This is a genomic window from Polyangium sp. 6x1 (assembly GCF_029946515.1).
GTDB lineage: Bacteria > Myxococcota_A > Polyangia > Polyangiales > Polyangiaceae > Polyangium.
In genome coordinates, this window is record NZ_JARZHH010000104.1 from 1 (window position 1) to 26,322 (window position 26,322).

General features: G+C 68.0%; 17 protein-coding genes. 6 read left to right on the forward strand and 11 right to left on the reverse strand.

From position 1 onward, the window contains the following. Positions 1 to 205: 205 nt before the first annotated feature. On the reverse strand, positions 206 to 1,162 hold the full coding sequence (locus tag QHF85_RS46095) for a hypothetical protein (RefSeq protein ID WP_281333890.1): 957 nt from the start codon (positions 1,160 to 1,162) through the stop codon (positions 206 to 208). Continuing rightward, positions 1,159 to 2,631, reverse strand: coding sequence for a serine/threonine-protein kinase (locus tag QHF85_RS46100; protein WP_281333891.1), 1,473 nt, complete (start codon positions 2,629 to 2,631; stop codon positions 1,159 to 1,161). Before QHF85_RS46100 ends, QHF85_RS46095 begins: the two co-directional genes overlap by 4 nt. Positions 2,632 to 2,878: 247 nt before the next feature. Between QHF85_RS46100 and QHF85_RS46105 the strand changes: the two genes are divergently transcribed. The 3 genes from QHF85_RS46105 to QHF85_RS46115 all read left to right on the forward strand — a co-directional run bounded on the left by QHF85_RS46105 (position 2,879) and on the right by QHF85_RS46115 (position 5,338). Then, on the forward strand, positions 2,879 to 3,643 hold the full coding sequence (locus tag QHF85_RS46105) for a sugar phosphate nucleotidyltransferase (protein ID WP_281333892.1): 765 nt from the start codon (positions 2,879 to 2,881) through the stop codon (positions 3,641 to 3,643). After that, positions 3,640 to 4,635 (forward strand): sugar kinase, encoded by a 996-nt coding sequence (locus tag QHF85_RS46110; protein WP_281333893.1) that lies wholly within the window; start codon positions 3,640 to 3,642, stop codon positions 4,633 to 4,635. Before QHF85_RS46105 ends, QHF85_RS46110 begins: the two co-directional genes overlap by 4 nt. 148 nt (positions 4,636 to 4,783) lie before the next feature. After that, positions 4,784 to 5,338 carry a biopolymer transporter ExbD gene (locus QHF85_RS46115; protein WP_281333894.1) on the forward strand — a complete coding sequence of 185 codons (555 nt, stop codon included), beginning with the start codon at positions 4,784 to 4,786 and terminating at the stop codon, positions 5,336 to 5,338. 31 nt (positions 5,339 to 5,369) lie between these two features. Here the strand turns inward: QHF85_RS46115 and QHF85_RS46120 are convergent, their stop codons facing one another. From QHF85_RS46120 to QHF85_RS46140, 5 genes are all read right to left on the reverse strand, one after another. Further along, positions 5,370 to 6,854: a hypothetical protein gene (locus QHF85_RS46120; RefSeq protein WP_281333895.1), complete on the reverse strand. Its 1,485-nt coding sequence runs from the start codon at positions 6,852 to 6,854 to the stop codon at positions 5,370 to 5,372. 150 nt (positions 6,855 to 7,004) lie between these two features. Further along, positions 7,005 to 8,591 (reverse strand): hypothetical protein, encoded by a 1,587-nt coding sequence (locus tag QHF85_RS46125; RefSeq protein WP_281333896.1) that lies wholly within the window; start codon positions 8,589 to 8,591, stop codon positions 7,005 to 7,007. A gap of 59 nt (positions 8,592 to 8,650) precedes the next feature. Next, positions 8,651 to 10,267: a hypothetical protein gene (locus tag QHF85_RS46130; protein ID WP_281333897.1), complete on the reverse strand. Its 1,617-nt coding sequence runs from the start codon at positions 10,265 to 10,267 to the stop codon at positions 8,651 to 8,653. Further along, positions 10,267 to 11,295 (reverse strand): hypothetical protein, encoded by a 1,029-nt coding sequence (locus QHF85_RS46135; protein ID WP_281333898.1) that lies wholly within the window; start codon positions 11,293 to 11,295, stop codon positions 10,267 to 10,269. Before QHF85_RS46135 ends, QHF85_RS46130 begins: the two co-directional genes overlap by 1 nt. Next, on the reverse strand, positions 11,292 to 12,653 hold the full coding sequence (locus QHF85_RS46140; protein ID WP_281333899.1) for a serine/threonine-protein kinase: 1,362 nt from the start codon (positions 12,651 to 12,653) through the stop codon (positions 11,292 to 11,294). The genes QHF85_RS46135 and QHF85_RS46140 overlap by 4 nt, the downstream gene beginning before the upstream one ends. A gap of 209 nt (positions 12,654 to 12,862) precedes the next feature. Here QHF85_RS46140 and QHF85_RS46145 point away from each other — a divergent pair, with 209 nt between their 5' ends. Genes QHF85_RS46145 through QHF85_RS46155 form a run of 3 tightly spaced genes read left to right on the forward strand, consistent with a single transcriptional unit; the run spans position 12,863 to position 16,647 of the window. Next, a complete protein-coding gene (locus QHF85_RS46145; RefSeq protein ID WP_281333900.1) occupies positions 12,863 to 13,504 on the forward strand; it encodes a peptidoglycan-binding protein in 642 nt (213 codons plus the stop codon). Between the two features lie 21 nt (positions 13,505 to 13,525). After that, a complete protein-coding gene (locus tag QHF85_RS46150; RefSeq protein ID WP_281333901.1) occupies positions 13,526 to 14,017 on the forward strand; it encodes a hypothetical protein in 492 nt (163 codons plus the stop codon). After that, positions 14,014 to 16,647, forward strand: coding sequence for a hypothetical protein (locus QHF85_RS46155; protein WP_281333902.1), 2,634 nt, complete (start codon positions 14,014 to 14,016; stop codon positions 16,645 to 16,647). The genes QHF85_RS46150 and QHF85_RS46155 overlap by 4 nt, the downstream gene beginning before the upstream one ends. 299 nt (positions 16,648 to 16,946) lie before the next feature. Here QHF85_RS46155 and QHF85_RS46160 read toward each other — a convergent pair whose 3' ends face one another. The 4 genes from QHF85_RS46160 to QHF85_RS46175 form a co-directional block, all read right to left on the reverse strand. After that, positions 16,947 to 19,238, reverse strand: a complete 2,292-nt coding sequence (locus tag QHF85_RS46160) for a hypothetical protein (protein ID WP_281333903.1) — start codon at positions 19,236 to 19,238, stop codon at positions 16,947 to 16,949. A 132-nt stretch (positions 19,239 to 19,370) separates the two neighbouring features. After that, complete coding sequence (locus QHF85_RS46165; protein ID WP_281333904.1) at positions 19,371 to 19,535, reverse strand: hypothetical protein; 165 nt, start codon at positions 19,533 to 19,535, stop codon at positions 19,371 to 19,373. A gap of 142 nt (positions 19,536 to 19,677) precedes the next feature. After that, the gene (locus tag QHF85_RS46170; RefSeq protein ID WP_281333905.1) at positions 19,678 to 19,911 is read right to left on the reverse strand and encodes a hypothetical protein; all 234 of its coding nucleotides are present in this window, start codon (positions 19,909 to 19,911) and stop codon (positions 19,678 to 19,680) included. 271 nt (positions 19,912 to 20,182) lie between these two features. Beyond that, positions 20,183 to 25,822 carry an ATP-binding sensor histidine kinase gene (locus tag QHF85_RS46175; RefSeq protein ID WP_281333906.1) on the reverse strand — a complete coding sequence of 1,880 codons (5,640 nt, stop codon included), beginning with the start codon at positions 25,820 to 25,822 and terminating at the stop codon, positions 20,183 to 20,185. Positions 25,823 to 26,322: the final 500 nt, after the last annotated feature.

A 26,322-nucleotide genomic window follows, 5' to 3' on the forward strand; every position in this document is an offset into this window, starting at 1 on the left:
CTGCGCGGAGCGCAGTTCTTCCCCCTGAGGTCCAGGGCTGGCCCTGCAAAGAAGGGGCGGACAGCTTAAAATCCTTTCCCCGCATCGACTGCGCTTCGCGCAGTCGATGCCCAGAGGTCCAGGGCTGGCCCTGGTCCGGGTCCAGGGGTGGACAACCCCTGGTCGGGTCCGGGGTGAAACCCCGGCGCTACGCTGTGACCCCCTCTCAAAACGATACTTGAACCACCCCTGCCCCGCCGCCTGGTCCGGGCGCGATCGCGATCCGCACCTCCCCGGCTGGCGCCGTGTACCAGAGCGATCCGGCGGTGAACAGCCCGATCCCTGCGAGGCTCATGCCTGCGATTGCTGCTGCGTTCGTCACGGGGGCGCCCATCGGCTCTGGCTCGCCGGCGGTCCCGTTTGTCTCCATCCACGTCGAGAGCCCTGCGATCGAGGCCATCGTGAGGCCTCCGAGGCCCACCACCAGCGCCCCGATCGAGAGAAAGCGCCGGTCCTCGATTGTCAGTGGCCGCGGCAGCGGCTCGGGGTAGAGCACGATGCGGCGCCGTGTGACCTCGTCTGCGAGCGGAGGCACCTCGACGTCGACGAGTGTTCCTGCCTCCCCGAGCACGATCTCGCGCCGGAAGGGGCGTTTGCCTGGCGCGGTCGCTTCGAGCACGTGCGCCCCCGTTGTGACGACGAGCCCTGCGCTCCAGAGACATCGATCGATCCCGCGTGCGTCCCACGTGATCGACAGCTCGGTCTCTCGCAGGGCCTCGTCCGAGACGATCAGGTTCACCACGGCGACCCGCGGGCCTAGTGCGACGAGACGCGCCCGCGCGACATCGGCGCGGTCGTCGGCCTGGCGCAGCCGCGCCTGTGCGGCCACGTCCTGGTAGAGCATGAATGCCTCGCCGAGCCGCTCTGTGTGCTCGTAACATTCTGCCAGGCGAAACATCGTCCCCATTGCTGGATCGAGCCGCCGGCTCTCCTCCAGCATGGGGCAGGCCCGCGCGTATCGGCCGGCGTCCATGAGCTCGAGCGCGCGGCGGAACAAGACGTCCGCTCGCTCCTCGGCGAACGGCTCTCGCGCCCCCTCGGACGCCGCGGGCCGCGCGAACGACGCGACGACCGAGACGACCGAGACGAGGACGATCGAGCTCTTCGGTAGATGTGGTTTCATTTGCGTGAACGACCAAAAGGATCCGCTGCTCGCCGCAGCGGCTTTTTCTTGCGGGTTCGCGCGTCGCTTTGGGACGTGTCCGCCTCGTCCTCGCAATCGTCGAGGCCTGCGATCGTTGGCGGCGTGGGCACCTTCGGGGACGCGGTCGGGAGCGCGGGTGCGGCGAACGCCTCGGTGATGGGCGCGAGGTTCGTCGTGACCACCTTCGCTGCGTCGCCGGCGGCGCTCGCGGGGTGGGCGCGCGCGGCGAGGATCCGGTCCTCCCGGGACGCCCAGATCCCTGTCCCGCCGACCACCACGGCCGCGACGAGCAGCGCCGCGACCACCACGCGCGACCCGTGCTCCCGCGCTCGCGCCGAGACCGCCCACGTCCCGCCCCACGCGGCCCCCGTCGGCTCGGACGTCGAGACGGGCGGAGGTGGATCTTGCATCGAGCGGAGCGTCGGCACGCTCTTCATTGCGGCCCGGCAGTCGCGCGACGTCGGCACGTCGTCCGGCATCGGATCCGTCAGGGGGACTGCGGGCAGGACGGTCACGGCCGGCGCCGAGGGCAACGTCGCCCGGCTCTGCTTGCGCAGGCTGCGCGGCGCCTCCTCCTCGGGCACGTACGGCGCGAGCGCGGCGGCGAGCGCGAGCGCCGACGGGAAACGATCGTCTGGGTTTTTCCGCAGACAACAGCGCACCACGGCGTCGAGGGCCGGGGGCACGTCGGGCCGACGCACCGCGAGCGGCCGCGGCTCTCGCTCCAGGATCCCCTCGTACACGTCCGAAAGGCTCCGCGCCGCGAACGGCGCCTCGCCCGCGAGCAGCCGGTACAGGATGGCGCCGAGCGCCCAGAGATCCGTCCGCGCGTCGACGTCGCGGGTCGAGCGCATCTGCTCCGGCGACATGTAGAGCGGCGAACCGAGGATGTCCGTCGTCCGGGTCATCCCCGAGGGCGATCGTCCGTCGCAGAGCCGCTTCGAGATGCCGAAATCGAGCACCTTGACGCAGGGCGAACCGTCGGGCCTGTGGGTGAGGAAGAGGTTCGCCGGCTTCAGATCGCGGTGGATGATGCCGGCTGCGTGGGCCTCGACGAGCGCGGTGCAGGCGTGCAGCACGTAGAGCACGGCCTCGGCCACGGGCAGCTGCTCGCGCTTCTTGCCGAGCTGCTGCAGATCGCAGCCTTCGAGGTATTCCAGCAGGATGTACGGGATGCCTCGCGGCGTCCTTCCTGCGTCGAAGACACGCGCCACGTGCTCGCTACGTAACTTCGCGGCGGCCCGTGCTTCCCGGAAGAAGCGCGCGAGCGCTTGCCGGTTCCCGATCTCGGCGGGGTGCATCAGCTTCACGGCGTAGAGCGCGTCGAGCTGGGTGTGCCTCGCGGCGACCACGATCCCCATGCCGCCGACGCCGAGGACGCGCTCGACCCGGTACTTTCCAAAGAGCACGTCTCCCACCGATACACGCGCGAACGACGGCTCGTTCATCGCACACATCCCCCTCTCGACCGACCCTCGGGGGCTTTGCTCGGAAAGCCGAACCGCGCTCCCGTCCCCCGGGGCTCTTTGCCTCTGCGCTCTCGTTCGATGCCCGACCCTCCCGGTTTGCCGCACCCGAGGACGACCTCCGAAGCGAAAAATCTTGAGGAATGTGGCTTGGACGCCCGCGAGCCGCTCCGGGCGTGCCGCGTGTTTTTTCCTCTGCGGCCAAACCCGACTAAGCTCCGCCCGCGCCGTGCCGAACGTCCCTTCGAACGAACCCCTCGCGCCGCCTGCGCGCCGGCAAGCCGTGGTCCTCTGCGGAGGCCTCGCCACGCGCATGTATCCGCGCACGCGGGACGTACCGAAGTTTCTCCTTCCGATCGCGGGCCGCCCGTTTGGCCATCACCTGCTCGCGCGGCTCGCCGCGGCAGGCTACGAGGAGGTCGTGCTCTGCATCGGCCACCTCGGTGACGCGATCCGGACGGCCATCGGGGACGGCGCGGCCTTCGGGCTCGGCGTCGCGTACGCCGACGAGGGCGAGACCCGGCTCGGCACGGCGGGGGCGCTCCGGCGCGCGCTCCCGCTTCTCGGCGAGGCGTTCCTCGTGACGTACGGCGACTCATACCTGCCCTTCGATTACGCTGCGCCGCTCGCCGATCTCGAAGCGCACCCCGAGGCGCGTGGCACGATGTCCGTCTACCGCAACGAGGACCGCTGGGACGACTCGAACTGCGAGGTCGGGGCGAGCCGCGTCCTCCGCTACCAGAAACGAAGGGCCGGCGAGGCGCGTGATCCTGCCCTGGATCACATCGACTACGGCGCGATCGCGCTCCGCCGCGAGGTCATCGCCGAGCTCCCCGAGGGCCCGAACGACCTCGCCCCCGTGCTCTCGCGGCTCGCCGCGGAGGGCGCGCTCCGGGCGCTCGTCGTGACGCAGAGGTTTTACGAAATCGGCTCGGAAGCCGGATTTCAGGAGCTCGAAGCGCATCTCGGCGCCCGGGCGGAGGTCTCCACGTGATCGTTTCCCGCGCGCCCGTGCGCTTCTCGCTCGGCGGCGGAGGCACCGATCTCCCGGCGTATTCGACGCGCTTCGGGGGATACCTGGTCTCCGCGGCCATCGACAAATACATCTACGTCACGGCGAACAAGCGGTTTCACCGCGACATCCGCCTCGCGTATTCGAAGACCGAGATCGTCTCCAGCGTCGATCGCGTCGAGCACCCGATCTTCCGCGAGGCCTTGCGGATGACGGGCATCGACCATTCGATCGAGCTCACGAGCGTGGCCGATCTCCCGGCGAACTCGGGCCTCGGCTCCTCGAGCGCGTTCACGGTCGCGCTCTTGAACGCGCTCCACACGTACAAACGCGAGTTCGTCTCCTCGAAAAAACTCGCCGAGGAGGCGTGCACGCTGGAGATCGAGCGGCTCGGCGAGCCCATCGGCAAGCAGGACCAGTACATTTCGGCGTTCGGCAACGTCACGGCCTTCCGCTTCGAGCCTGACGGCAGCGTGCACGTCGAGCCCGTGCCCGTCCGGGACGAGGTGCTCGACGAGCTCGAATCGAACCTCGTCATCATCTGGTCCGGCATCGAGCGCCCGGCGCGCATCGTCCTCAGCGAGCAGGGCCAGCGGCTCCGCGAGCTCGAGGCGCCCGTGATCGAGTCGATGCACCGGATCAAGGAGATGGGGCACGAGACCTACCGGATCCTCACGAGCGGCGACATCGATCAATATGGCGAGCTGCTCCACGTGCACTGGTCGCACAAGCGAAAGCTCGCCTCGAAGATGACGGACTCGGTCATCGACGAGCATTACGAAGCGGCGCGAAAGGCCGGCGCGATCGGCGGCAAGCTGATGGGCGCGGGCGGCGGCGGCTTCTTCATGTTCTACGTCCGCCCCCAGGATCGACGCCGCATGCTCGAGGCCATGATCGCCCGAGGCCTCCGCCCGATCCGGTTCCGCTTCGACATGGATGGCGCCCGCATCATGGCCAACATGCATCGATCCTGACCGAGCGGAAAATCGTAGCCGGGCCGGAACCGTTACCGGCCCGCCGATGTCGAAAAAACTTCGGAACCTTGTCCCGAGGTCGGTGTCTTCTCGCCATTCCCCGAGCGCGACCGAGCTTCGCGCACGACGGAGGAGAAGGAGATTCACCATGGGCGGCGTCGACGTTGGCAGCGAGGGCGGCAAGAAGAAGGCGACGAACACCGACATCAACATGGTCCCGTTCATCGACCTCTTGATGTGCACGATCGCGTTCCTGCTCATCACGGCCGTCTGGGTGACGAACTCGCGCATCAATGCGGACGCGCAGGTCCCCGGGCCTCCGAGCACGGACCCGATCACCATCACCCCGCCGGAGAAAGTCCTGAACGTGCACATCGGCGAGAGCGATTTCGCGCTCGTTTGGAAGCAGGGCGCGACCGTGGTGAGCGAGGTGCGCATCCCGAAGACCTCGCAGGAGGCCGGTGAGCTCGTGAAATACCCCGACCTCGCGAAGAAGCTCGAGGCGGAGTGGCAGGCGAACGCGAATCACCGCGATCCGAGCGACAAGAAGCTCGATCAGGCGATCTTGCACACGGACAACCGCACGCCGTTCAAGGAGATCGTCGCGGTGCTCGACGCGCTCTACGCGACGAAGCGCACCGTGAAGCTCGAAGGCGGCGACAAGGAATTGCCCGTCTTCAACATGACGTTCGCCGCGCGCTGATCGAAAGCCATGCTGGGGAGGCTGATATCTCTCAGGGATTGAGCCTCCCCATGACGACGTCGAGCCCGGCGGGCTTCGTCTCCGGCGGTTCGAACCGAAGCTTGCTCGACCACGCCGCCGCAATGTACGGGTACGACGAACCCGAGCTCAGCAGGAGCGACCTTGCCGCGGCGTCCCCACCACCTCCCAGGAAATCGAGCGCCCGCAGGCGCCCCTGCTCGTCGAGGTTTGCCAGGAACGCGCCTTGGCCCTCGTCCCCGGCCCCGCTGCCGGTAGCGTCGATGGCCACGATCAGGCCATCGTAGACCGCCCGCGCGACCCCCGTCCCTCTCGAGACCCCGGCGATTCCCTCGGCCTCGCCGATCCGGCTGGCCCAGCGAGTCGTGCCCGCCTCGTCGAGCGAAAGCACGAAGCTCGACTCCTTCTCGGCCACGAGGGGCCCCGTCTCGAAATCGATCGTCCCGGCCATGGAGCCCGTGACGACGAGATTGCCATTCAACCAGGCCATCGCTCTGGGAACGGCGCGGCTGCCCGAAGACGAACTGCCGTACATCCTGCGCCACACGACCGTGCCGCTCGTGTCGAGCTTCAGGACGAACGCCGCGTCGTCGATCGCCGTGGGCAGGGCCTCGCCGGCCGGGTCGACGAGCAGGCCGACGTAGCTGCCCGTCACGTACACGTCTCCGGTCGGGCTCGAAATCATGGCCGTGGGTCGGTGGATCCCGCCGGAGAACGGCAAGACCCATTGGCATTGCCCATCGCCGGCATAATGCGCGAGCAAAAGGTGCTCCTCGCCGGCCGGGACCGTGTGGCCCTCGTTCGTCTTGCACGAAAGCACCGTTTCCGTCGCGATGCCCGGCACCGCCCCGAGGGTGGCGGCGACGAACGCGGACGAGCCCACCGCGGTCACAGCGACGGCCTTGTCCGGGCCCCCGCCGCCGAACGTCCTCGTCCACTGGACCGGCTTTGATGCACCGGGGTTGAAGCTCCGCACGAAAGCATCGAGGTTCACGGTAGGCTCGGCAGGGTCATTCGATCGATGGGAGCCGACGACGAACACCGAGGCCCCGTCGTCCGCGGCGACGCCGAGCCCCACGCGGGGAACATGGCCGAGGGGCGCGCCTGCGGCGTCCGCCATTCCGACGTTCAGCGCCAAGCCATTCGTGCCGTATCCATCGACCGAAGCCACGTAGGCGTCATCCAGCCCGAGCCCGCCCTCGCTCAGGATCTGCGAGCCCAGCGTCATCGCGCCTCGATAACGACCGGTGACGTAAAGCCGCTCCTCCGCTTGCACCGAGCTCACCGCGAGGGCGCTCGCGCCCTGATGGGCGGCGTCCCCGATGCGCACGCTCCAGCCCACGCTCGCGCATACCTTCCCGCCGCACGTCCCTTCCACTTCGGACGTGTGGCACAGCTCGAGGGCGCACGCCGCGCCGCCGTGCCCGCCCGCGCCTGCGCCGCCGCTACCGTCCTCGTCGACCGTCAGCGGTCCCAGGCACCCCGAAAGGAGCCACACGCCCACCCCCAAGCTCAAAGCGCTACGGTTCGCCCTGACAAACATGAAGCCACCTCCACGACGCACATTTCGGCATGATACCATGGGTGCATCACGCGCGGCGCGCCCGACGGAAGGTCGGTCCGGGCGCCACGTGCGAAAGAGAGGTCGTCAGGGCGAGATCTTTGCGATCACGATATCGATCCCGCTCGGGATGGGAAGGTTCTCGAACAGGAGCGGCGATTGCCAGCCCATGGCCATGTAAATGCCGTTGTTCCCCATCGCGAGCGGGAGCCAGCGCTCCGCCGGCGCCTCTCCCTCGCCCAGCGGGTTGAACCATTGCAACGCGCCGTCCTCGTCGAACCGCACGAGAAACGCGTTCTGGGCCTTCCGCGTGATGTCGACCCCCTCGTTCTGCGGATCGAAATCGAGCGTCGCGAAGAACGTGCCCGACACGAGCGCTCCGCCCGACCCGCTCGGCACGATCCCGAGGCCCTCCGAGACGCCGCCCGCGCTCGATTCCCCCCCGATGATCGAGCTCCATCGCGTGGTCGCACCGTCGAGCGAAAGGGCGAACAGGCTGTCCTTGTCGGCGACGACGGGGCCTGCGCCCAGATCGACGACGCCGCTCGTGGATCCGGTCAGGAGCAAGGCATCCCCCACGATCGACGTGATCGCGCTCGGCGTCGCGCCGCCTGCGCCTTCGCCGCCGTACGTACGGAACCACAGGACCTTCCCCGTCGCGCCGTTGATCTTCATCACGAACATCGCGGCAGACGCGACCTGGGCGGGAGCCGGATTCATCTCCGTTCCGTCGAGGTTGCCCGTGTACGTGCCCGTGATGAAGACGTCGTTCGAGTTGTTCACGGTCATCGCCCTGGGCTCGTGCAAGCCGCCAGAGAAACGCCGGCCCCAGACGCAATTGCCCACGACGTCATACGCCAGGAGGACCATGTGTTTTTCGTCGACGCCGACAGTCTTCGGCTGCGCGCTGACGCACGGAATGGTGACGTCGGTCGCGATTCCCTCCTGGTTCGTCACGCTCCCGAGCGCGTAGGCGTACGAAGCGCCCGCACCCACGGCCACGACCTCGTCGTTGCCGGGCCCGCTGATGGTCTGCGTCCAGCTCGCCGTCATGAGATCGTCGGAGTACGCCCGGACGAACCCGTCGAGCTCGAAGGCCGTGTCCTTGAACCGCCCGCCGACGATCACCTGCTTGTTCATGCCGAACGCCACCCCGAGCGCAATTCGCGGAGCGAGGCCGAGCCCCTTGTTCATGGCGTCCGGGACGCCGAGCTGCTGCGCGCCGACGCCTTTGAGGTCCGGGCCGAACGCCGCCACGTATCCATCGTCCACCATGAGCCCGCCTTCGCTCATGAGATTCGTGCCGCCGATTGTCATCGACCCCTGGAATCGACCCGCGACGTAAATGCGCTCGTTCTGCGGGTCCTTGCCGAGGGCGATCCCGCGGGCATCCTGATCGGAAGCGAAGGATTGCCGAAGCCCCATCACCGGCGCGCACGTGACGGTCGGGCAAGGCGACGCCTCCTCCTCGTCCGTGAAGCACCATTCGACGCGGCAGGCCCCTCCTGCTTCCGCGCCTTCGCCCCCGGTCCCGCTGGCGCCGCCCGGCCCCCCGGCGCCGCCCGCGCCGGCGGTCCCGGCTTTTTCATCGTACGTGTCGGAATGGTAAACGACGATGCAGCCGCCGAGCGCCACGAGGCCACAACCTGCAAGGACCGAGAGAACCTTTCGCATGAAAATCTCCATCTCGTCCCGCACCGGTTGCCGTCGCCCCCGCGACGCGGCCGGCGGCTTCAGGGTTTGGGGGTGATCTTCGCGGCGATGATGTCTTCGTCGCTGGCGTTGCCCTTGAAAGGCAGCGATTGGGTCTTGTCCTCTGAAAAATTGAAATTGGAGAGCCAGTTCCCGGCCAGCACGACGTCGTTCTGCAGCGTCGTCACGTAGAAGGAGCGGGTGAACGCCATCTGTCCGCCCCCGTCGTAGACGTCGAACCACGAAAGCTCGCGGCTGACGACGGCGAACCTCGCGAGAAACGGGTTCACCCCGCTCCGTTCGAATGTGCCCGACGGCGAGGCCGGATCGATATCGATGACGTTCCGGAACGTGCCGCCGAGATAAAGCGAACCGTCCTCCGAGATCGCGAGGCTCGTGCCGGCGACACTTTCGAGCGTCTGCATCTTCCCTCCGGTGAACACGCGTTTCCAGGGGTTCTCCAGCCGGTCGGCCATCACGAACGCCGCCGTTTCCCCATGGGGGAGGTTGGGCTCGATCGAGGAGCCTCCTTCGAGCTGCCCGGCGACGTACACGGTCCCATCGCTGTCCAGGGCCGCGGCCGCTACCCGCACGGCCCCGTCCGTCTCTGCCTTGATGTGCGTCGACGTCGTGACGGCGCCGCTGATCGGAGCAAGCTGGGCGATGAACGAATCCGTCGCTCCTGCCGCGGTCTTGAGCACCATGTTGTCCGCCAGCGTCAGCGTGCCCTCGAAATGACCCACGACACGGAGCGCGTTCTTCTGGTCGTAGACGAGGGCCGTCGGCTGGACCTTGCCCGGCAGCTGAAGGAACCACTTGCAACCGCCCGTCGCAGTGTAGCCCGCCACGAACATGCCGTTCACGGGCATATGGTTCGTCCCGCCGCAGGTGACGAATTTCGTGTCGAGCGTGGACGCGGTGATGGTACCCGCGACGTAGAATTCGCCCGTCGAGGCGCCGGCGATGGCGACGGCCGTGTCCGGCGAATCGCCCCCGAACTGAATCGTGGCGACTTCGATGATGGCGTTGTTGTCGCCGGGCGTGAATTTGTGAATGAACACGTCGGAATCGACTGCGTCCGAGGCGCGCGCCCCGGCGACCACGATGTCGCCCCCCGCGAACGCGACGGCAGACGCAGTCCGCGGCTGCAAACCGAGGCCGATCGCGACAGGCGACGCCCACGTCGCGACCCCATCGCCGTCGAGCAGCGTGACGAATGCCTCATAACCAAAGTCGGGAGAGTTGAGAGGCAACGTCCTCGGAGAGGTCCGGCCGATGTTGAAGCTGATCCCGTTGTACTCCCCGGCCAGCGCAATGCGCGTCCCATCGCTGGCAACCGCGCGCACCCGTTGCTGATCCGTCGCCCCCCACCGGTCCGACCACGCGAGCGGCGGGCACCCCGCGTTGGGCGTGCACGGCGACGCCGAGTCCGCGTCACACAGCGCCGGATGGCAAATGTCCCCGCCGCCGCCCACACCGCCCGCGCCGCCCGCGCCGCCGACCCCGCCGGCCCCACCGGGCCCCATCATGACGCTGCTGCTCGACGACGCGCCGCCCGCCCCGGCCGGGTCGTCGTACGCGTCGCTCTTATAAACTATCATACAGCCGCCGAGCATCACGAGGCTCGAAGCGGCCGCGAGGACATGAGAAATTCGCATCAAAACCTCCCGGACAAACCCACCCCTCCTCCGCCCGGAACCACCAGGGGCACGGGCACGAAGGCCGCCTTCCCCGCCTCCCCCGCAGGCGAAGACGGCGCGGTCAGGATGAGCAAGAGCCCCGCCCCCACCCCGGCGATCCCCACGCCCCACATCACCGCGTTCGGCACGAGCAGCGCCTTGTAGGTCGCCCTGTCGTCTGGATTGATCGTACAGGTGGCGGGCGTCTTCCGGCAGTCGTCCATCGTGTCGGCCTTCGCCATGATGATGCCGCCCGTCACGGCCGCCCCCACGAGCCCCGCCACGCCCACGCCACCCACGATGAACCCCGCCGTGCGCCGGAAGCTCGCCGGCGGCGGCGGAGGCGTCCCGCCGCCCGTCGTCGTCGCCGTCGCCGTCGCCGTCGGGACCACGTTCGCCGACGGGGAGCCCGAAGGCCCCGGCGCCGCTGGCGTCGCCACGAACTCGGTGCGCTCCTTCTCGGCCAGCGTGAGCTCGTGCTTGCGGTCCGGGCGACCCACGGCGCGCACCACGATCACGTGGCTCCCAGGCTCCACGTAGAGCGGCGCCGAGAGCGTCGTCGGCGCGAGCTCCGTCCCGTCGAGCACGACGGCCGACACCGGCTGCCCCGGCGGCACGACGATGCGCAGCCGCGGCACGCGCGGCGAGAGCGCGCCGATGCGCTCCTTCGCCACCTTGGTGCGCGGATCCTTGGCGTCGATCAGCGCGAGCCCGCGCTCCCAGTGCTCGAGCGCCGCGGCGATCTTGCCCTCGCCCTCGTCGCACTGCGCCACGTTGAAGAGCGTGTTCGCCACCGCGAAGAGCCCCATGCTCTCGCGCATCATCGCGCAGCCCCTGGCCTTGTCGCCGGCCTCGATCGCCTTGCGCCCGTCGACGAAGAGCTTCTGCGCGCGCGCCTTGTCGTCCTTCTCGTCCGCGTACGCCGCGCCGCCGATCACGAGCGCCAGCGCGCACGGCGCGGCGACGAAACACGCGCCCCGCAAGAGGCTCCGCACCGGTGTGGTCATTTGCCCCATTCGCCGAAGTCGGCTCCGCTCTTGACGCTCGGCCCCTTCTTGGTCGCGCTCGGCGTGACGGAAGGGACGGGCGGCGGGGCGCCCGCGTCCTCGTTCACCTCGCGCGCGGGACCGACCGGCGCCACCGACGGAGACGCGCTCGGCGCCGGCGCCTCCACGCGCGGGCTGCCTGCGCTCGAAGACGCCACCGGCGCGGGCGTCGGGATCTCCTCGGCGCCGCGCCCGAACACCACGAACGCGAGCGCGCCGCCGAGCACAAGCGTGCCGAGCGCGCCCGCGATCAAGGCCGCGCGGGAGAGAGAACGAGGCGCCGCGTCCGCGGGCGAAGGCGCGGTGGGATCCCGCTTCAGTGTGGCGATCTGGCTGTCGACCGCGCCGGGGCTCGTCGTGGCGAGCGAGGCGATGGGCGCGAGGTTCTGCGGCTCGCCGTGCTTGTCGAGCCACGCGATCGCCTTGCGCACGCCGGCCTGCATGCTGCGCGCGTCCTGGTACCGCGCGTTCATGTCGAAGGCGAGCGCCTTGTCGACGACCTCGGCGACCTCCGCGGGCAAACCCGGCATGACCGTGCGGATCGGCGCGGGCGGCTGCGTCATCGCCTTGAGCAGGAGCTGGTTCAGCGTGGGCGCGTCGTGCACGAGGCGGCCCGTGATCAGCGTGAAGAGCGACGCGCCCACGGCCCACAGATCCGAGCGCGCGTCGACGCGGTTCCACTCGCCGAGCGCCTGCTCGGGCGGCATGAACGCGGGCGTGCCCATGGCGTTGCCCGTCTTCGTCATCTTCGCGGAAGACTGCATCTCGCGCATGCGCGCGAGCCCGAAGTCGAGCACCTTGAGCGCGCCGTCCTTCGTCAGGAACAGGTTCTCGGGCTTGAGATCGCGGTGCACGATCCCCTTGTCGTGCGCGGCGGCGAGCGTGTCGAGCAGCTGTTCGATGAGGCGGAACGCCTCGGAGATCCCGAGGCGCCCGGTGGGCCTCTGCTCGGCGAGCGCCTCGATGGTCTTTCCTTCGAGCAGCTCCATCACGACGAAGACCGAGCCGTCGTCGGCCACGTCGTCGTCGAGCACGCTCACGGCGCCCGGGTGGCCCACGTTGTTCGCGACGTACCCTTCGCGGAGGAAGCGCGCGCGCGCCTCGGGGTCCACCGAGAGCTCGAGGTGCAGCATCTTGATGGCGCCGCGCTTGCCGTTCCGGTGCGTCCCCTCGTAGACCGCGGCCATGCCGCCGATCCCGAGCACGCGATCGATGCGCCACTTGGATCGCAGCAGCGTGCCGATGCGAGCCTGCGCGCGACGCGACACGGCGTCGTCAGGCTCGGTCGGCGCGTCGTGCATCACCGGCAACGTCTGCATGCCTCGACATCCCTTACAATGTTTCCCCCGTCCTGTACAAGCGGTGCGACGGACCGTTCGCACCGGGCCCCCCCTGACGCGTTCTTGCCGACCCTCCCGACCGAGAGCGCGCGTGCACGCGGGGCGGATCCCGCCCCCGGCCGTTTACGACCGCGACGGGCGCGTGTACCGTGGAGCGCCTCGCCCCCCGGCTCGCGAGCGGAAAAACCATGCCGATTCACGTCGTCCAGCAAGGCGAATGCTTTTCCAAGATCGCTGCGCGGTACGGCTTCGGTGATTATCGGGTCCTCTACGATCACCCCGACAACGCCGAGCTGAAGAAGAAGCGCGCGAACCCGAACGTGCTCGAGCCCGGCGATCGCATCGTGATCCCCGACAAGGCGCTCAAGGTCGAGGAGGGCCTCGCGACCGGCAAGCTCCATCGATTCCGCCTGCGCGTGCCGAAGAAGGAGCTGCGCCTCGAGCTCGAAGGCCACGACGGCAAACCCCTCGCGGGCGAGGCGTACGTGCTCGAGGTCGGCGGCGAGAAGCACGAGGGCACGACCGACGGTGATGGCAAGCTCGAACAGAAGGTCCCCGTCTCCGAGACGAGCGGAAAACTCACGATCGCGGGGCGCGTGATCCACCTCCGGCTCGGGCACCTGAACCCGCTCGACGCGGCCGACGGCGGCGTTTCCGGGGCGCAGGGGCGGCTTTCGAACCTCGGATACAATCCCGGCCCGGCCGACGGCGTTCTCGGCAAGCGCACGCGCACGGCGCTCGCGCTCTTCCAGCACGACGAGAAGCTCGACGTCACGGGCAAGCTCGACGACGCCACGAAAAAGAAGCTCGAAGAGAAGCACGGCTCCTGACGGAACGAGGAGGCACGCACGATGGATCGAACCCACGACGTCGCGCTCGGCAACCTGCGGGGCAAGGATTTCAACAAGATCGTCCTGTCTGGCGTGGATCTCACGGTCCCGCTGGAGATGGACCTCGACGACGATCCGCTCCAGGACGACGAGGTCCGGCTGCGGAGCGAGGACGGCCATTACGAAAAAATCCTCCTCGCGAGCGACGCGGACGCGAGGCCCGACCCCGACAAGCGGATCGTCCTTTACACGTTCCGGCTGGTGCCGCCGGGCGCGTATCGCATCTCGGTGCGGATCGGGGCCGAGAAATGGCTCGACGTGGTGACGGGGCTCGTGGTCTCGAAGGAAGGGGCCTTCGTCGGCGACAAGAAGCTCGGGACCGAGCCCGAGGGCGTGGCCGAGGAGAAGGCCGAGGATCCCGCGGAGGATCCGCCCGAGGAGGCGCCGGAGGAGGAGGAGCTCGGCGAGTTCGTGGACGTGAACGACGGCTTTTTCGAAGAGGGTGACCGATGAGCGGCGACGGCGGAACCTCGAGCGCCGTGACGACGTATTGCGTCCCGACGCTGAAGATCACGAAGGTCGCGTGCACCGCCGGCCACGTCCTGCCGAACCTCTTCGTCCTGTTTCGAAAAACCCCTCCGAAGCCGAACGATCCCACGATTGGCAGCAAGATCGCGGCGATGTGGAAGAGCGAGGAGGCTCCAGGCGGGCCCGTGCCTCCGTACGTGCTCGGCATGACGGACGCGACCGGATACCTCGGCCCGCCCGTCGATCACGCCTCGCCCACGTGCTTCGATCAGGTCCCCGACGCGTACAAGCTCCAGCAAGGGCAATCGTACGACGTGTATTTGATCCAGCACCCGAGCCTCGACCTCGCGCTGCGGATCGAAGCGGAGATCAACGCGGGTGCGACGACGTTCGGGGAGCCCAAGGCGCTCACGGTGCGCGCCGACGCGCCGACGCTGGAGGTGCCCGAGGAATCAAAGGGCCTCCTGCCTGCCGGCGCCGCTCTCTACGAGGGCTGGGTCCTCTTCCGCGACATGCCCTTCGCGGCCTGCGAGCCGGTCAAAAAGCAGGTGCAGCGATTGCAAGCGCACCTCGGCGCGCTCCGGTACATGGTGGGCACGTCGAACTTCCCGTACCTGCCCGACGCGGGCACGGACGCCGACAAATCCGGCGGCGTGAATGACGGGATCTTCGACGTCCGCACGATGAACGCGGTGTATCGGTATCAAGGGGACGCGCGTTCGTCGCGGGCGTTCCAGGTGCATGGCGGCGGCGCCTCGGGCCCGCACGCGGCGTACGTCGATTACGGGGCGAACTTCGCGCCGAAGGTCGATCGCGGTGCGCTCTCGGCGATGCAGGCGGAGCTCAAGGCGCTGAAGAAGCAGAAGGCGCTGACCGAGGACCAGAAGAAACAAAAGATCACGCTCGACGGCAAGATCAAGGCCGAGCAGGGCGACGTGAAGACCGCCACGAACATCGCGAATGCGTGGGCGTACCTCGACGGCAGCGAGATCGCGGCCCCGGCGGACAAACCGGACGCGGCCGACGGCGTGGTCACGGCGGCGACGGGGAAGGCGCTCGAGGCCTGGCTCACGCAGGGCCTGCGCAAGCCGGGGGCGATCCTGGTCTCGATGATCGATCCGCGGGGGTGGCTCAACTGGATGCGGCCCGAGGCGGCGCAATCGCTGCACGGCTGGAGCGAGCTCGTCAAGGCGCTCGGCTTCGAGCACGGGATCTGCGTGAACCACACGTTCCGCAGCGCGCAGGTCGACATCGGCAAAGCCGGGTATGGACGGAGCGCGCGATCCATCCACAAGACGGGCCTCGCCATGGATCTCGGCATCGCGAGCGGCTTCGTGGACACGGTCGCCGGCTGGCCCGTGGCATACACGCGCGAGGTCGTGGACGGCCGCGTGAAATGGCGGCTCCACGGCTCGGCCAGGCAATCGCTCCCCGGCGCGGCGGACGCGGCGGCGCACGCGGCGCCGATCGTGGAGCGGCTCGCGGCGCTGCGGGACGAGCAAGCGAAGACGCCGATCGCGGCGGTGATGCTCCTGCCGGCGCTCGACAAGCTCATGGCCGAGATCCAGGCGAATCCCGCGGGCTTCTTCGGGAAGTATTACCGGGCCTCGGTCGAGCGGTGGATGTACGACGCATGGCACCCGGAAGGCGGGATCAAGGGCGCCACGATGACGGCGTCCGAGTTCTTCGCCGAGCACGAGCCGGCGAAGGCGGCCGAGGCGGGCGACCATGGCGCATATCTCGACCTCACGGCCGTCGGCGAGCTCTTGAACCTCGGCCGCATCAGCTCGTTCAAATCGGGCTGGGGACAAGCGACGAAGACGGTGAAGGCCTCCGAGCTCGTCACGCTCGCCGACGCGCTCGACAAGGCGAAGACGAGCAAGACGGACGACGACGTCGTGACGGTTTCCCGTGGAAAATCGACGAAGCTGAAGTCGACGGTGCCCGCGCTCGACGCCGATTTCATGCGCCGATGGGCCGGGACGCTGAAGGACGCGAAAAAAGAGATCGCCAAGAGCGTCAAGACGAACACGCCGCAGCTCACGGTAACGCTGAGCTGGTCGGCGGCGAAGATCGAGGACGCGAAGAAGGTGGCGGCGAAGCTGCGCGAATACGGCGACAAACCGTTTTACGGGGTCGTCTCGGACGAATCTCAGCCGCCGGTGCAATCGGGCGAGGCGTGGGCGAAGTACATCGAGGAGCGGCCGCAAGCGCTGGAGCAGCAGGCGCCCGCGAACCAGAACGTCAAGCAAACCACGGGCGCGACGGTGCCCTCGGCGAAGCCGAAGACGTCGAGCTGGACCGTGACGCTGAGCCCGATCTTCGAGATCGGGTATGCGGCGTCCGCGGACCCGGCGAGCGTGGCGGCGAGCGTCTTGATCATGCCGGGCGACGCGGTCACGGTGCCGGCGCCGGGGCAGCCGATCGGGATGGAGTGGTGGCATTTCCAGCGGTCGGATCTGCTCACGGACGACAAGAGCCGAAAGCTCTGGGGCAACTTCCTGATCGAGGTCGGCTGGACGCGGGAGTGCTTGCTGGAGAACACGGGGCCGGCGCTGTATCACCGGGCCGGCGTGGGATATCCGGAGTCGGAGCTCGCAGAGAAGGCGTACTAGACCCATCTGCCCCGGAATCCTACTTTGTCCGGAGTGTTTATGAGATGACTTCTAGTCCCTGTGCCTCAAGGCCGAACCGAGCATGCCAGCGCTTGGTGTAGTCGTCGTGGTTGTCTGCACGGATGTTGTCAAGCATCCGGCTTACCGAGGACGATGGCGGAGTGGAGGGAGCTTGGGCTTGAAGGCGGGGGCCTCTCATGCAGTCAATTGTGCCCCGAAGCGCGCGAGCGGGTCAATACGACGTAATGTCCCGTCCCCACGTGGGTCCGACCCACGGGCAAACAAACTTCTAGCGCCGATCAAAAGAGAAGCGCGGTCACCGGCGCTGTCCGGTTCGTGAAGGTCCCGTCGCCGATCTGCCCGACGCTGTTGTCGCCCCACGCCCGCACATTCCCCGTCGGGGCGAGCGCGAGCGTGTGGAAGCCGCCGGCAGAGGGCGAGGTCATCAGCGTGGTGCCGGAGACCTGCACCGGGCTCGTGCGCTGGGTCGTGGTCCCGTCGCCGAGCTGCCCGAAGCCGTTTGCGCCCCAGGCCCGTGCCGTGCCGTCGGCCATCACCGCGACGGCGTGGGTCTTCCCGGCGGAGATGCCAACGACGTCGGTGGGGTCCGCGAAGCTCGGGACCAGCGTGGGCGCGGAGCGATTCGACGTCGAGCCGATCCCGAGCTGCCCGTTCGTGTTCCGGCCCCAGGCGAACACGCCGGAGCTCGTGAGCGCGAGGGAGAAATGCTCGCCGGCGCTGATGGCGATGATGCCCCCGCCCGCCGAGACCTCGTCCGGCGTCACCAGCGTGCCGCCGAACGAGCCGATGCCGAGCTCTCCCTGGGTATTGTCTCCCCAGACGAAAAGGAGCCCGTTGGCCTGGAGGGCGAGGCCGTGATCCGTCCCGGCGTCGATCGACACGACGTTCGTGATCCCAGCGATTTGAACCGGCGTGGTCGAGGAGAGGACCGCCGCTGTCCCGAGCTGATTGCGATCGTTTCGCCCCCAGGCCCATACCGTGCCGTCGCTCTTCAGCGCGAGCGACCATTGTGCACCCGCCGCGATGGCCGTCACGCTGGAGAGGCCGGAGACCTGCACGGGCGCCGTCCGCTGGACGGTGGTGCCGTCGCCGAGCTGACCGCTGACGTTGTTCCCCCAGGCCCACACCGTTCCATCGGATCGCAGCGCCAGGGAATGATTGAGGCCGGCGTCGACCGCGGCCACCTCGGTGAGCGTCGTGATTTTCTTCGGGCTCTTCTGGTCCGTGGTGGTGCCGTCGCCGAGCTGCCCGGATGCATTGTCTCCCCAGGCCCACACGTAGCCGTCCGGCCGCACGGCGAGCGAATGGAGCTCGCCGGCCGCGACGGATCGCCACGCGGCGTTGCTGAAGACGCTGACCGAAAGCAAGCGGGTCGTGGTGGTGCCGTCGCCGACCTGCCCCTCGCCGTTGTAGCCCCATGTCAAGAACGAGCCATCGGCCTTGACGGCCGCCGAATGCAGCGCGCCGCCCGCGACATGGCGCAGGCGCGTGACGCCCGAGACCGTGCCCGGGGTATTGCGGGTCGTGGTGGAGCCGTTGCCGAGCGCGCCGTACGCGTTGTAGCCCCACGATCGCGCGGTTCCATCGGCGCGTACGGCCAGCGAATGGAAATTCCCGGCCGCGATCTCCACGACGGAGGTCAATCCCACGACCGTGACGGGGCTGCTCCTGTCCGTGTAGCTCCCGTCGCCGAGCTGTCCCCCGAAGTTCGAGCCCCACGCGCGCGCCGTGCCGTCGGCGAGGACCACGACGCAATGGTCGTATCCCGCAGCGACGGCGCGCACGTTGCTCAGGCCGGGCACGGGCTCGGCGTTCGTGGTCGAGCCGCCGAACGAGCCTCGCCCGAGCTGACCATAAAGGTTACTTCCCCAGGTGAACACCTCGCCGTCCGCCGAGACGGCCACGGTGTGATAGCCGCCGGCGGCGACGTGGACGATGTTCTCCAAGCTCAAGTCGTCATCGGTGCTGGAGATGTCCTCGGGCGACGTTTGATTGCCCGCTCCCACGAGACCGAGCTGGCCGGAGCCGTTGTCCCCCCAGCCGTGGACCCTTCCTGCGGCATCCACGGCAATCGCGTGGCTCGTGCCCGCGGCGATGGCGACGATTCCGTCGAGCAGTTGCACCTGGACCGGCGTCGAGCGGTTCGTGGTCGTGCCATCGCCGAGCTGGCCGTTCGTGTTTTCGCCCCAGGCCCACACCGTGCCGTCGCTCTTCAGCGCGAGCGAGAAGCCTGCTCCTGCCGCGACGGCAATGACCGAGCCGAGCCCCGGCACCGTAACCGGCGTCAGGCGGTCCGTCGTGGTCCCGTCGCCGAGCTGGCCAAAATCGTTCTGACCCCACGTCCGCACGGTGCCGTCCGCCGCGATGGTCACCGTGTGGTACCAGCCCGTCGCGAACCGAGGATTCTCGTCCGGGACCGAGGCGGCCTGCTCCGCGCTGCCCACGGGCTCCCCCTCGCCCGGAGGCGCGCCGTCCGTGCCCGCGCCGCAGCCGGTGCCGCAGGCGGCAAGCACGACCACGCCGAGGACCACGCTCCACTTGCTCTCTCTCGAATGCGTTTTTGCTTTCACCTTTCCTCCTGCGGGTAGCCTAGACCGCCTGGAGGAAAGTTTGGACCCCCAACTTCCTGTCCTCGATGACAGAGAGGTGTGGTGTTCGCGAAAAAGTATGTTCGTCGTGAATCACGAGACGAGGGTGGCGATTCAATCCTTCGACAAGCAAGCCTGAATCGCCTCCCTCGTGAGCTTCACGGCGCTCTCCGGCGTGCTGCCGTCCGAGAGTGCGAGGGCCCCGTCGAGCCTCGCGTAACAACCTTCGCCGACGCGCTCTGGACCGAAGGCCGCCACGTAGGTGATCCCGGCTCGCACAGTCTTTTCTCAAGGCCGGGGCCCCTTTTTTGCTGTTCTCTGGATCGCGTTCGCTTTGCGTGGGGATTCAGATCGCTTTCTCCTCTTCGCACACTTAGTGGGAGGCGACGTCCTACAGGACGGGCTCCGACCGGGCGATGGTTCACTGTCGCTTCATGGTCCGCAGAAGCTTAGCGACGGCCGTGTGCGCCGCCCGCGCGGCGGCCATGTCGTCACCGGTGTCCGGCATCATCGAGAGGAGCCGGCCGGCAGCCTCGTGCGCGACCACCGCGGCGTCGAGGTCGCCTGCCGCCGCCGCCGTGACCTCGCCTTGCACGAGCACGGCCAGAAGGGTCCTGCGTGGGTCGGCTCCGGGGGAGCCCCAAAGGGCGGCCACGGGGTCCGAAGTGGCACCAACGCGCGCCAACGGTGCCGATCCGTCGTCAGCGGTACGCGGATCCAGCGTGTTGCGCCGGGTCAGGGGTGCCAGAACCGTTCTCGGGGGTGAAACGGCCGGGCTTCGCCTAGCCGACGGGGTTTGGGGCGAAGCCCGGCTTGTCCGGGCGTAGCCCCAATCGTGAACTGCGGACGCGAGGCGTCCCCCTCGGGACGAAAAAGCCTAGAACATCGATCGGTTGTCAAACCGATCGATGTTCCAGGCGGGCGGCCTACGCGTAGCACGGCAGCTCGAGCACGAACGTGGATCCGGTGCCCTCACCGCTCTCGACGCGGATCGAGCCGCCGTGCGCCTCGACGATCCTGCGGCAGATGTACAGGCCCAAGCCGAGTCCGCCATAATGGCGCACCGAGACGGCGCGCCCGAAGCGCTCGAAGATCCGGGCTTGCTGATCCGGCGCGATCCCGATCCCCTGGTCCGTGATTTCGAGCCTCGCGCTGCCCGCCTCCTTGCGGGTGGCGATCGTGATGGGCTTGCCGGCCCCGAACTTGATGGCATTGGCGAGCAGGTTCGTGACGACCTGCTCGAGGCGGGACCGATCCCAGACGCCAACGACGGCAGCGTCGCCATGGATTCGAACCGGACAGCGGGACCGCGTCAAATCAAGCTCCAATTGCGCGACCACCTCCCGGACGAGGGTGCCGAGCTCGACCTCCGTGGTCTCGAGCGCGACGTGTCCGGCGTCGAACCGCGAGACGTCGAGGAGCTCGTCGATGAGCCTGTTCATTCGATCGTTCTGGCGACAGGCGCGCCGGACCAGGTCTTCGATCGCCCTGCGATCGGGGGGCCTCTCCGACGGGATCGCCCGCAGGAGCGATTGAAGGGAGAGCCCCAGCGACGTCATGGGGGTGCGCAGCTCGTGGGAGGCGACCGCGAGGAACTCGTCGCGCGTCTGAACGGCCTCCTGCGTCGCGCTGTAAAGCCGCGCGTTGTCGATGGCGATCGCGGCGCGGTGCGAGAGCACCTCGGCCATGCCGAGATCGGCGGGCCCGTACGGGCGGGCCCGCTCGGCGGAGGCGAGGGTCACGACGCCGAGGATCTGCCCTCTCGCGACGAGCGGCACATGCATGGACATACGAGTCCCGAGCTCGGAAAGAAGCCTTTCATGCTCCGCGTCCAGGCAAGTCGCCCGTAACGTCGCGTCCGTGACCTCGACGAGGAGGAGCGGCTCACCGGTCCGGAGCGCCTGCGACGCGGGGTGCGGCGAGCCAGGAAAGGGCGGATACCGCCTCTGGAGCTCCTCGAGCAGCGGTTGCTTCGCCGGATCCTTGTGGATGCCCGATGCGCGTCGGATTCGTCCGTTCTCGAGGATGTCGATCACGCACCAGTCGGCGAGGCCACGAACACAGAGCTCGGCGAGGCGGCGGAGGACCTGCCCGTGCTCGAGCGATTCGCCCAGGCTCTCGCTCGCTTCGGCGAGAAACACCGCGCGGCGTTCGTCTTGCTCGGCCGCCTGCCGCGCGGCTTGTTCGCTGGAGAGCAGCCGGGCGTTCTCCAGGGAGATGGCGGCCTGCGACGCCACGAGCTCGAGGGCGGTGAGCCGCTCCGCGGTGAATGCCCCCGGGACCAGGTTGTTTTCGAGGTACAGAAGGCCGAACACCTCGGCCTGCCTGAGGATCGGCAGACACAGCACCGACTTCGGCTTGATCCGCTGGATGTATTCGTCGGTGGCGAACCGGCCCGCCTCGGCGCTGGCGTCGTCGAGGATCTGGCGCTCCTTCGTGCGACGCACGTAATGCACGACGGAGGCGGGGACGAGCCCCGAGGACTCGACCGGCAGAGGCGACGACCTCCTCGCGTGCGCCCCCTCGACGTCGAGCGTGGCCTCCGCCTCGATCCACAAGGCGCCGCCGCGGGAGATGAGCAGGTATGCCTTCTGGGCCCCGCCCTGCTCGAGGACGACCCGGAGCAACGTGTGGATGAGGTTCTCCTGCACGATCTCGCCCGAAATGGTCTGCGACGCCTTGACCACGGCGAGCAGATCGAGCTGCTCGACCCGCACGGCCAAGGTGGTCGCCTCCGCGACGGGCCGCCGTTCGAGCAGGTGCGGATGCAAGCGGTCGAGGCTCCGCACCTTCCCATCGGCGCCCCAGCGGGCATAACAGGCGCGGGCCTCGCGGAAGTAGGTGTCGGCAATCAGCTCGAAGCCGCGATCACGATAGAAACGGGCGGCGAGCTCCCAGGAGATGCCCTCGTTCTGAACGAAGCCATTCTCCCGCGCCGAGCGGATGGCCTGCTCGTAGAGCGCCATCGCGTCTTGATCACGGCCCTCGATACGGGCAATTTCGGCCGAGAGCAGCGCATATTTGTTGAAGAAGCTCTCGGCGCAGTTGTCCGCCCACACGCGGAAGGCTCGCTGCTCCTCGCGCAGGGTCGCCATGGCCGCCGCCCGCTCCTCGGGCGGCGTCTTGTGATAACGGGCCGAGATCGCGAGAGCGCCGTAATAATGACACTCCGAGACCTCGTCGAACGAAGGGCACGACCAGAGGAGCGAACGGGCCTTCGTCGCCGCGAGGGCCGCCTGCTCGTAATCGCCCGCCATGAAGCGCGCCTGCGCCTTCCAGACGTAGTACCAGCAGACGGCGATCGCCATGGTCGCCTCGCGCTCGGCCAGGAAGGCCTCGTGCTCCGCCTCGTCGAACCCCGCGCCGTCGAACGAACCGAAATGGGCCGTGAGGCCACGGAGGTCCTGGATGAGGCGTTGCTGCACGACGATGACGGTCTCGAACATGCCGAACCTCGCCTTGCGCGCGAACGAGAGCGCCCGCTCGGATTCACGGTAGACATCCTCCAGGCGTTCGCCCTTGACGATGAGGTACGTGATCAGGTTATTGCCCGCATAACAGGCGAACGTCAGGTCACCGACCGAGAGCGCCGCGGCGAAGGCGCTGTCGACCAGGGCCCGGCGGCTGGAGGCAGGCTGCGCCCAGTACGACAGGAGGAAGAACTCGAGGAGGACCTTCGCCTTGTAGCCGGAAAACCCGCGCTTCTCGACCAGGTCATACCCGAGCTTCCCGAAGCGAAACCCCATGCGATACTGGCCGAACTCGGGCCCGAGGAGCATGCCGAAGAACACGTACGCGAAGCTCGACCCCGCGGCATTCCCATGCTTCAGGCTCAAGTTGACGCTGTGGCACGTCGTCAAGCAAACGAGGTTCTCATCGGTATAGAGCGCCGGCGAATTGATGGCCACGAGGATGTCGAGGGCCGCCTTCCCTTCGGGGTCGGTCATGGCCGGCAGGTCGATCAAGTCCTCGATCCGCCGCTCACCGAGCATTTGCCAGATCCTCTCGTACTCCCGGTCGACCTGGTCCCGGCCAGGGTGCGGCCAAAGGACGATTCCGAACGGGGCGAGGCCCTCGATCGCCGCCTCCACCGCCTTCGCATACTGGTCCTGGATCGCGTGCAAATACACCTTCACGGTCGTCGCCCGCGCGCGGTCGACGTTCGTCCTCGCGTGGCGCAGGACCACCGCGAGCAGCTCCTCCGCCGCGGCGAACCCACCGCTCACGAACTCGCTCTCGGCGCGCTCCAGGTGGAGGCCGAACGTGAGGTCGTACTGGTGTTCCCAGCTATCGGGGGCGAGCAGCGCCGATCCCGCCGAGAAATACGTGATGGCCGAGAGGTAAGCCGTGGACGCTTTTGCCTTCCTCCCAGCGATCAGGTTGAGCTCCGCGACCCGATCCTTCTCGCTGCGGGACGAGAGGAGCGACGCGCCGAGGTTCAACTGGTTGGCGATATCGAAGATCCTCTCTTCGAGCTCCTCGCGGGACGCGTGCGCGACGAGCAGCCTGCCGATCCGGAGGTGCAAGAGGGCACGCTCGTCCTCCGGGATGAGCGAATACGCCGCCTCCCGCACCCGATCGTGGAGGAACTTGTAGGTGTTTTCGAGCCGCAGGACGAGCCCCTCGCGGATCGCCTCCCAGAGCGCGGCGTGCAGCTCGCTCTCCGAGCAGCCGTCGATCATCGAGAGGACGCCCGTCTCCGCGATGTTCCCGACGCAGGCAGCGAGCTTCATGGCGTCCCGCGTGGGCGCCGCGAGGCGTCTCAATTTCGCCACCATCAGGTCGATGACGTTGTCCGAGAAGTTCTTGGCCCGGATCTTGGCGACGTCGAAGCGAAAGGATCTCGACCGCGGATCCAACGTGAGCAATTGCTCCTGGTGGAGCGTCGTGAGGAACTGTATCGCGAAAAAGGGATTGCCGGCGGTCTTCTCGTGCACGAGCTCGGCGAGCGGCGCGACCTCCTCGGGGCGACGCTGCACCGTATCGGCGACGAGCTCGGCCACGTGCGCGGGGGAGAGCGGCGCGAGGACGATGTCACGGACGGCGACGCCCCGCTTCCGCACCTCGTCGAGCATGATCATCAACGGATGCGAGGAATGGACCTCGTTGTCGCGGTACGCCCCTATCAGGAGCAGATACCTCGTATCGGGGTGCGTGACGAGGTGCTCGAGGAGCTCGAGGCTCGCGGAGTCCACCCACTGGAGGTCGTCGAGAAAAACAGCGACGGGGTGCTCCTCGCGTGCAAACACGGACGCGAGCTGCCGGAACACCATGTGGAAGCGGTTCTGCGCCTCGGCGAGGGGCAGCTCCGGGACGGGCGACTGCCGGCCAATGACGAGCTCGATCTGGGGGATCACGTCGACGATGAGCTGACCGTTCACCCCGAGCGCGGTCCGCAGCCGCTGCCGGAAGGCCTCGATCCGCTCGTCGGACTGGGCGAGCAGCTCGCTCACGAGGTCCCGGAAGGCCTGGGCGATCGTGGCATAAGGGATGTCACGCTTGAATTGATCGAATTTCCCCGAGACGAGGAGCCCCCGCTCCCTGAAGACCGGCTTGTAAAGCTCATGCACGAGGGAAGACTTGCCAACGCCGGAGTAACCGGAGACCAGCACGAGCTCGGGGGTCCCCTCGGCGGCCACCCTCTCGAACGCCCCGAGGAGCGCGGCGAGCTCCTGGTCGCGCCCATAAAGCTTCTGGGGAATCTGAAAACGATCGAGCACGTCCCGAGCGCCCAGCGCGAAGGGCTCGATCCGGCTCTCCGATTGCCACGACGCGAGGCAACGGGCGAGGTCGTGGCCGAGCCCGGCCGCGCTCTGGTAGCGCTCCTCCGCCCCCTTCGCGAGCAACTTCATGACGATCCGAGAGAGCACCTCCGGCACGGACGGGACGAGATCGGAAGGCGGCGCAGGGGCTCGGGCGATGTGGCAATGCACCCATTCCAGGAGATCCGTCGCCTGGAAAGGCAGCCTCCCCGTCAACATCTCGTAAAACGTGACGCCGAGCGAATAGAGGTCGGAGCGATGGTCGATCGCGCGGTTCATCCGCCCCGTCTGCTCCGGCGACAGGTAAGGCAAGGAGCCCTCGATGAGCCGAAGAGGCTTCGCGGCCTGTGGTTCGCGGGGGAGCCTGGACGCGATGCCAAAGTCGGCAATCTGAACGGCGAAGGTCGCAGGATGGACGAGGATGTTCGCCGGCTTGAGATCCTTGTGAATGACGCTCCGGGCGTGGACCTCCGCGACGGCCTGCGTGATGGCCACCGCGAGAGGGAGGAACCTCTCCACGCTCATCGGCGCCCCGAGGAGATCACGGAGCGAGACGCTCCCGGCGTCCTCCGTGACCAGCGCCGGCGACCCATCGAAGAACTCGAGCGCGAGCGGCCTCGCGACCGCGGCAATATCAAGCGCCCTGCCGATCTCGTACTCGTTCTTCAGGCGCTCGAGATCCCTGGGCCGGCACCGCCGCGGGTCGAGCACCTTGATGACCACCCGACGCTGATCGGCATCCCTGCGTCCCCGATACACGCCGACTCCATCCTGCTCGGAGAGCGTCTCTGTCAGCGTATACATGAACGGCACCGGTTCCCGGGGGCCCCCGCGGCCGAATCCATAGGTCTCCGCCGGAGCTTCCGCTACCGCCCACAGCTTTCACGTGATACGCGTGGTCGATCTCGTCGGCCCGCAAAGCCGCCTCAACCATTGCGCCGCGCGAGCTCTGCAGGGGTCTTGTCGAGTCGAAGGCGTTTCGCTGGGGCTTTGCCCCAGGCCCCAGCGGGGCTGTCCGCCCCTGCACCCGGACCAGCGCAAGCGCTGGACCCAGGGTCGATGAATTGCGCAATGCGCAATTCATCGAACAGGCCAGGTCAAGACCACAGGCGACCCTGCCAGCCAAAACGGCGGAGGTCCCCGTCTACGACGTGGAACACGCCTCCGCGGTCTTGCCACCGGCCTGTGGAAGAACTGCGCGAAGCGCAGTTCTTCCGACAAAGGTCCAGGGCTGGCCGTGCAGAGAGGGGGCGAACAGCTTGAAAATCTCTCCCCGCATCGACTGCGCGAAGCGCAGTCGATGC

Bases quoted from the DNA above. Each gene is read 5' to 3' on its own strand.
- QHF85_RS46115 (WP_281333894.1), top strand. From the start codon at position 4,784: ATGGGCGGCGTCGACGTTGGCAGCGAGGGCGGCAAGAAGAAGGCGACG.
- QHF85_RS46130 (WP_281333897.1), bottom strand. From the start codon at position 10,267: ATGCGAATTTCTCATGTCCTCGCGGCCGCTTCGAGCCTCGTGATGCTC.
- QHF85_RS46145 (WP_281333900.1), top strand. From the start codon at position 12,863: ATGCCGATTCACGTCGTCCAGCAAGGCGAATGCTTTTCCAAGATCGCT.
- QHF85_RS46155 (WP_281333902.1), top strand. From the start codon at position 14,014: ATGAGCGGCGACGGCGGAACCTCGAGCGCCGTGACGACGTATTGCGTC.
- QHF85_RS46175 (WP_281333906.1), bottom strand. From the start codon at position 25,822: ATGTATACGCTGACAGAGACGCTCTCCGAGCAGGATGGAGTCGGCGTG.
- QHF85_RS46140 (WP_281333899.1), bottom strand. From the start codon at position 12,653: ATGCAGACGTTGCCGGTGATGCACGACGCGCCGACCGAGCCTGACGAC.
- QHF85_RS46125 (WP_281333896.1), bottom strand. From the start codon at position 8,591: ATGCGAAAGGTTCTCTCGGTCCTTGCAGGTTGTGGCCTCGTGGCGCTC.
- QHF85_RS46135 (WP_281333898.1), bottom strand. From the start codon at position 11,295: ATGACCACACCGGTGCGGAGCCTCTTGCGGGGCGCGTGTTTCGTCGCC.
- QHF85_RS46100 (WP_281333891.1), bottom strand. From the start codon at position 2,631: ATGAACGAGCCGTCGTTCGCGCGTGTATCGGTGGGAGACGTGCTCTTT.
- QHF85_RS46095 (WP_281333890.1), bottom strand. From the start codon at position 1,162: ATGAAACCACATCTACCGAAGAGCTCGATCGTCCTCGTCTCGGTCGTC.
- QHF85_RS46150 (WP_281333901.1), top strand. From the start codon at position 13,526: ATGGATCGAACCCACGACGTCGCGCTCGGCAACCTGCGGGGCAAGGAT.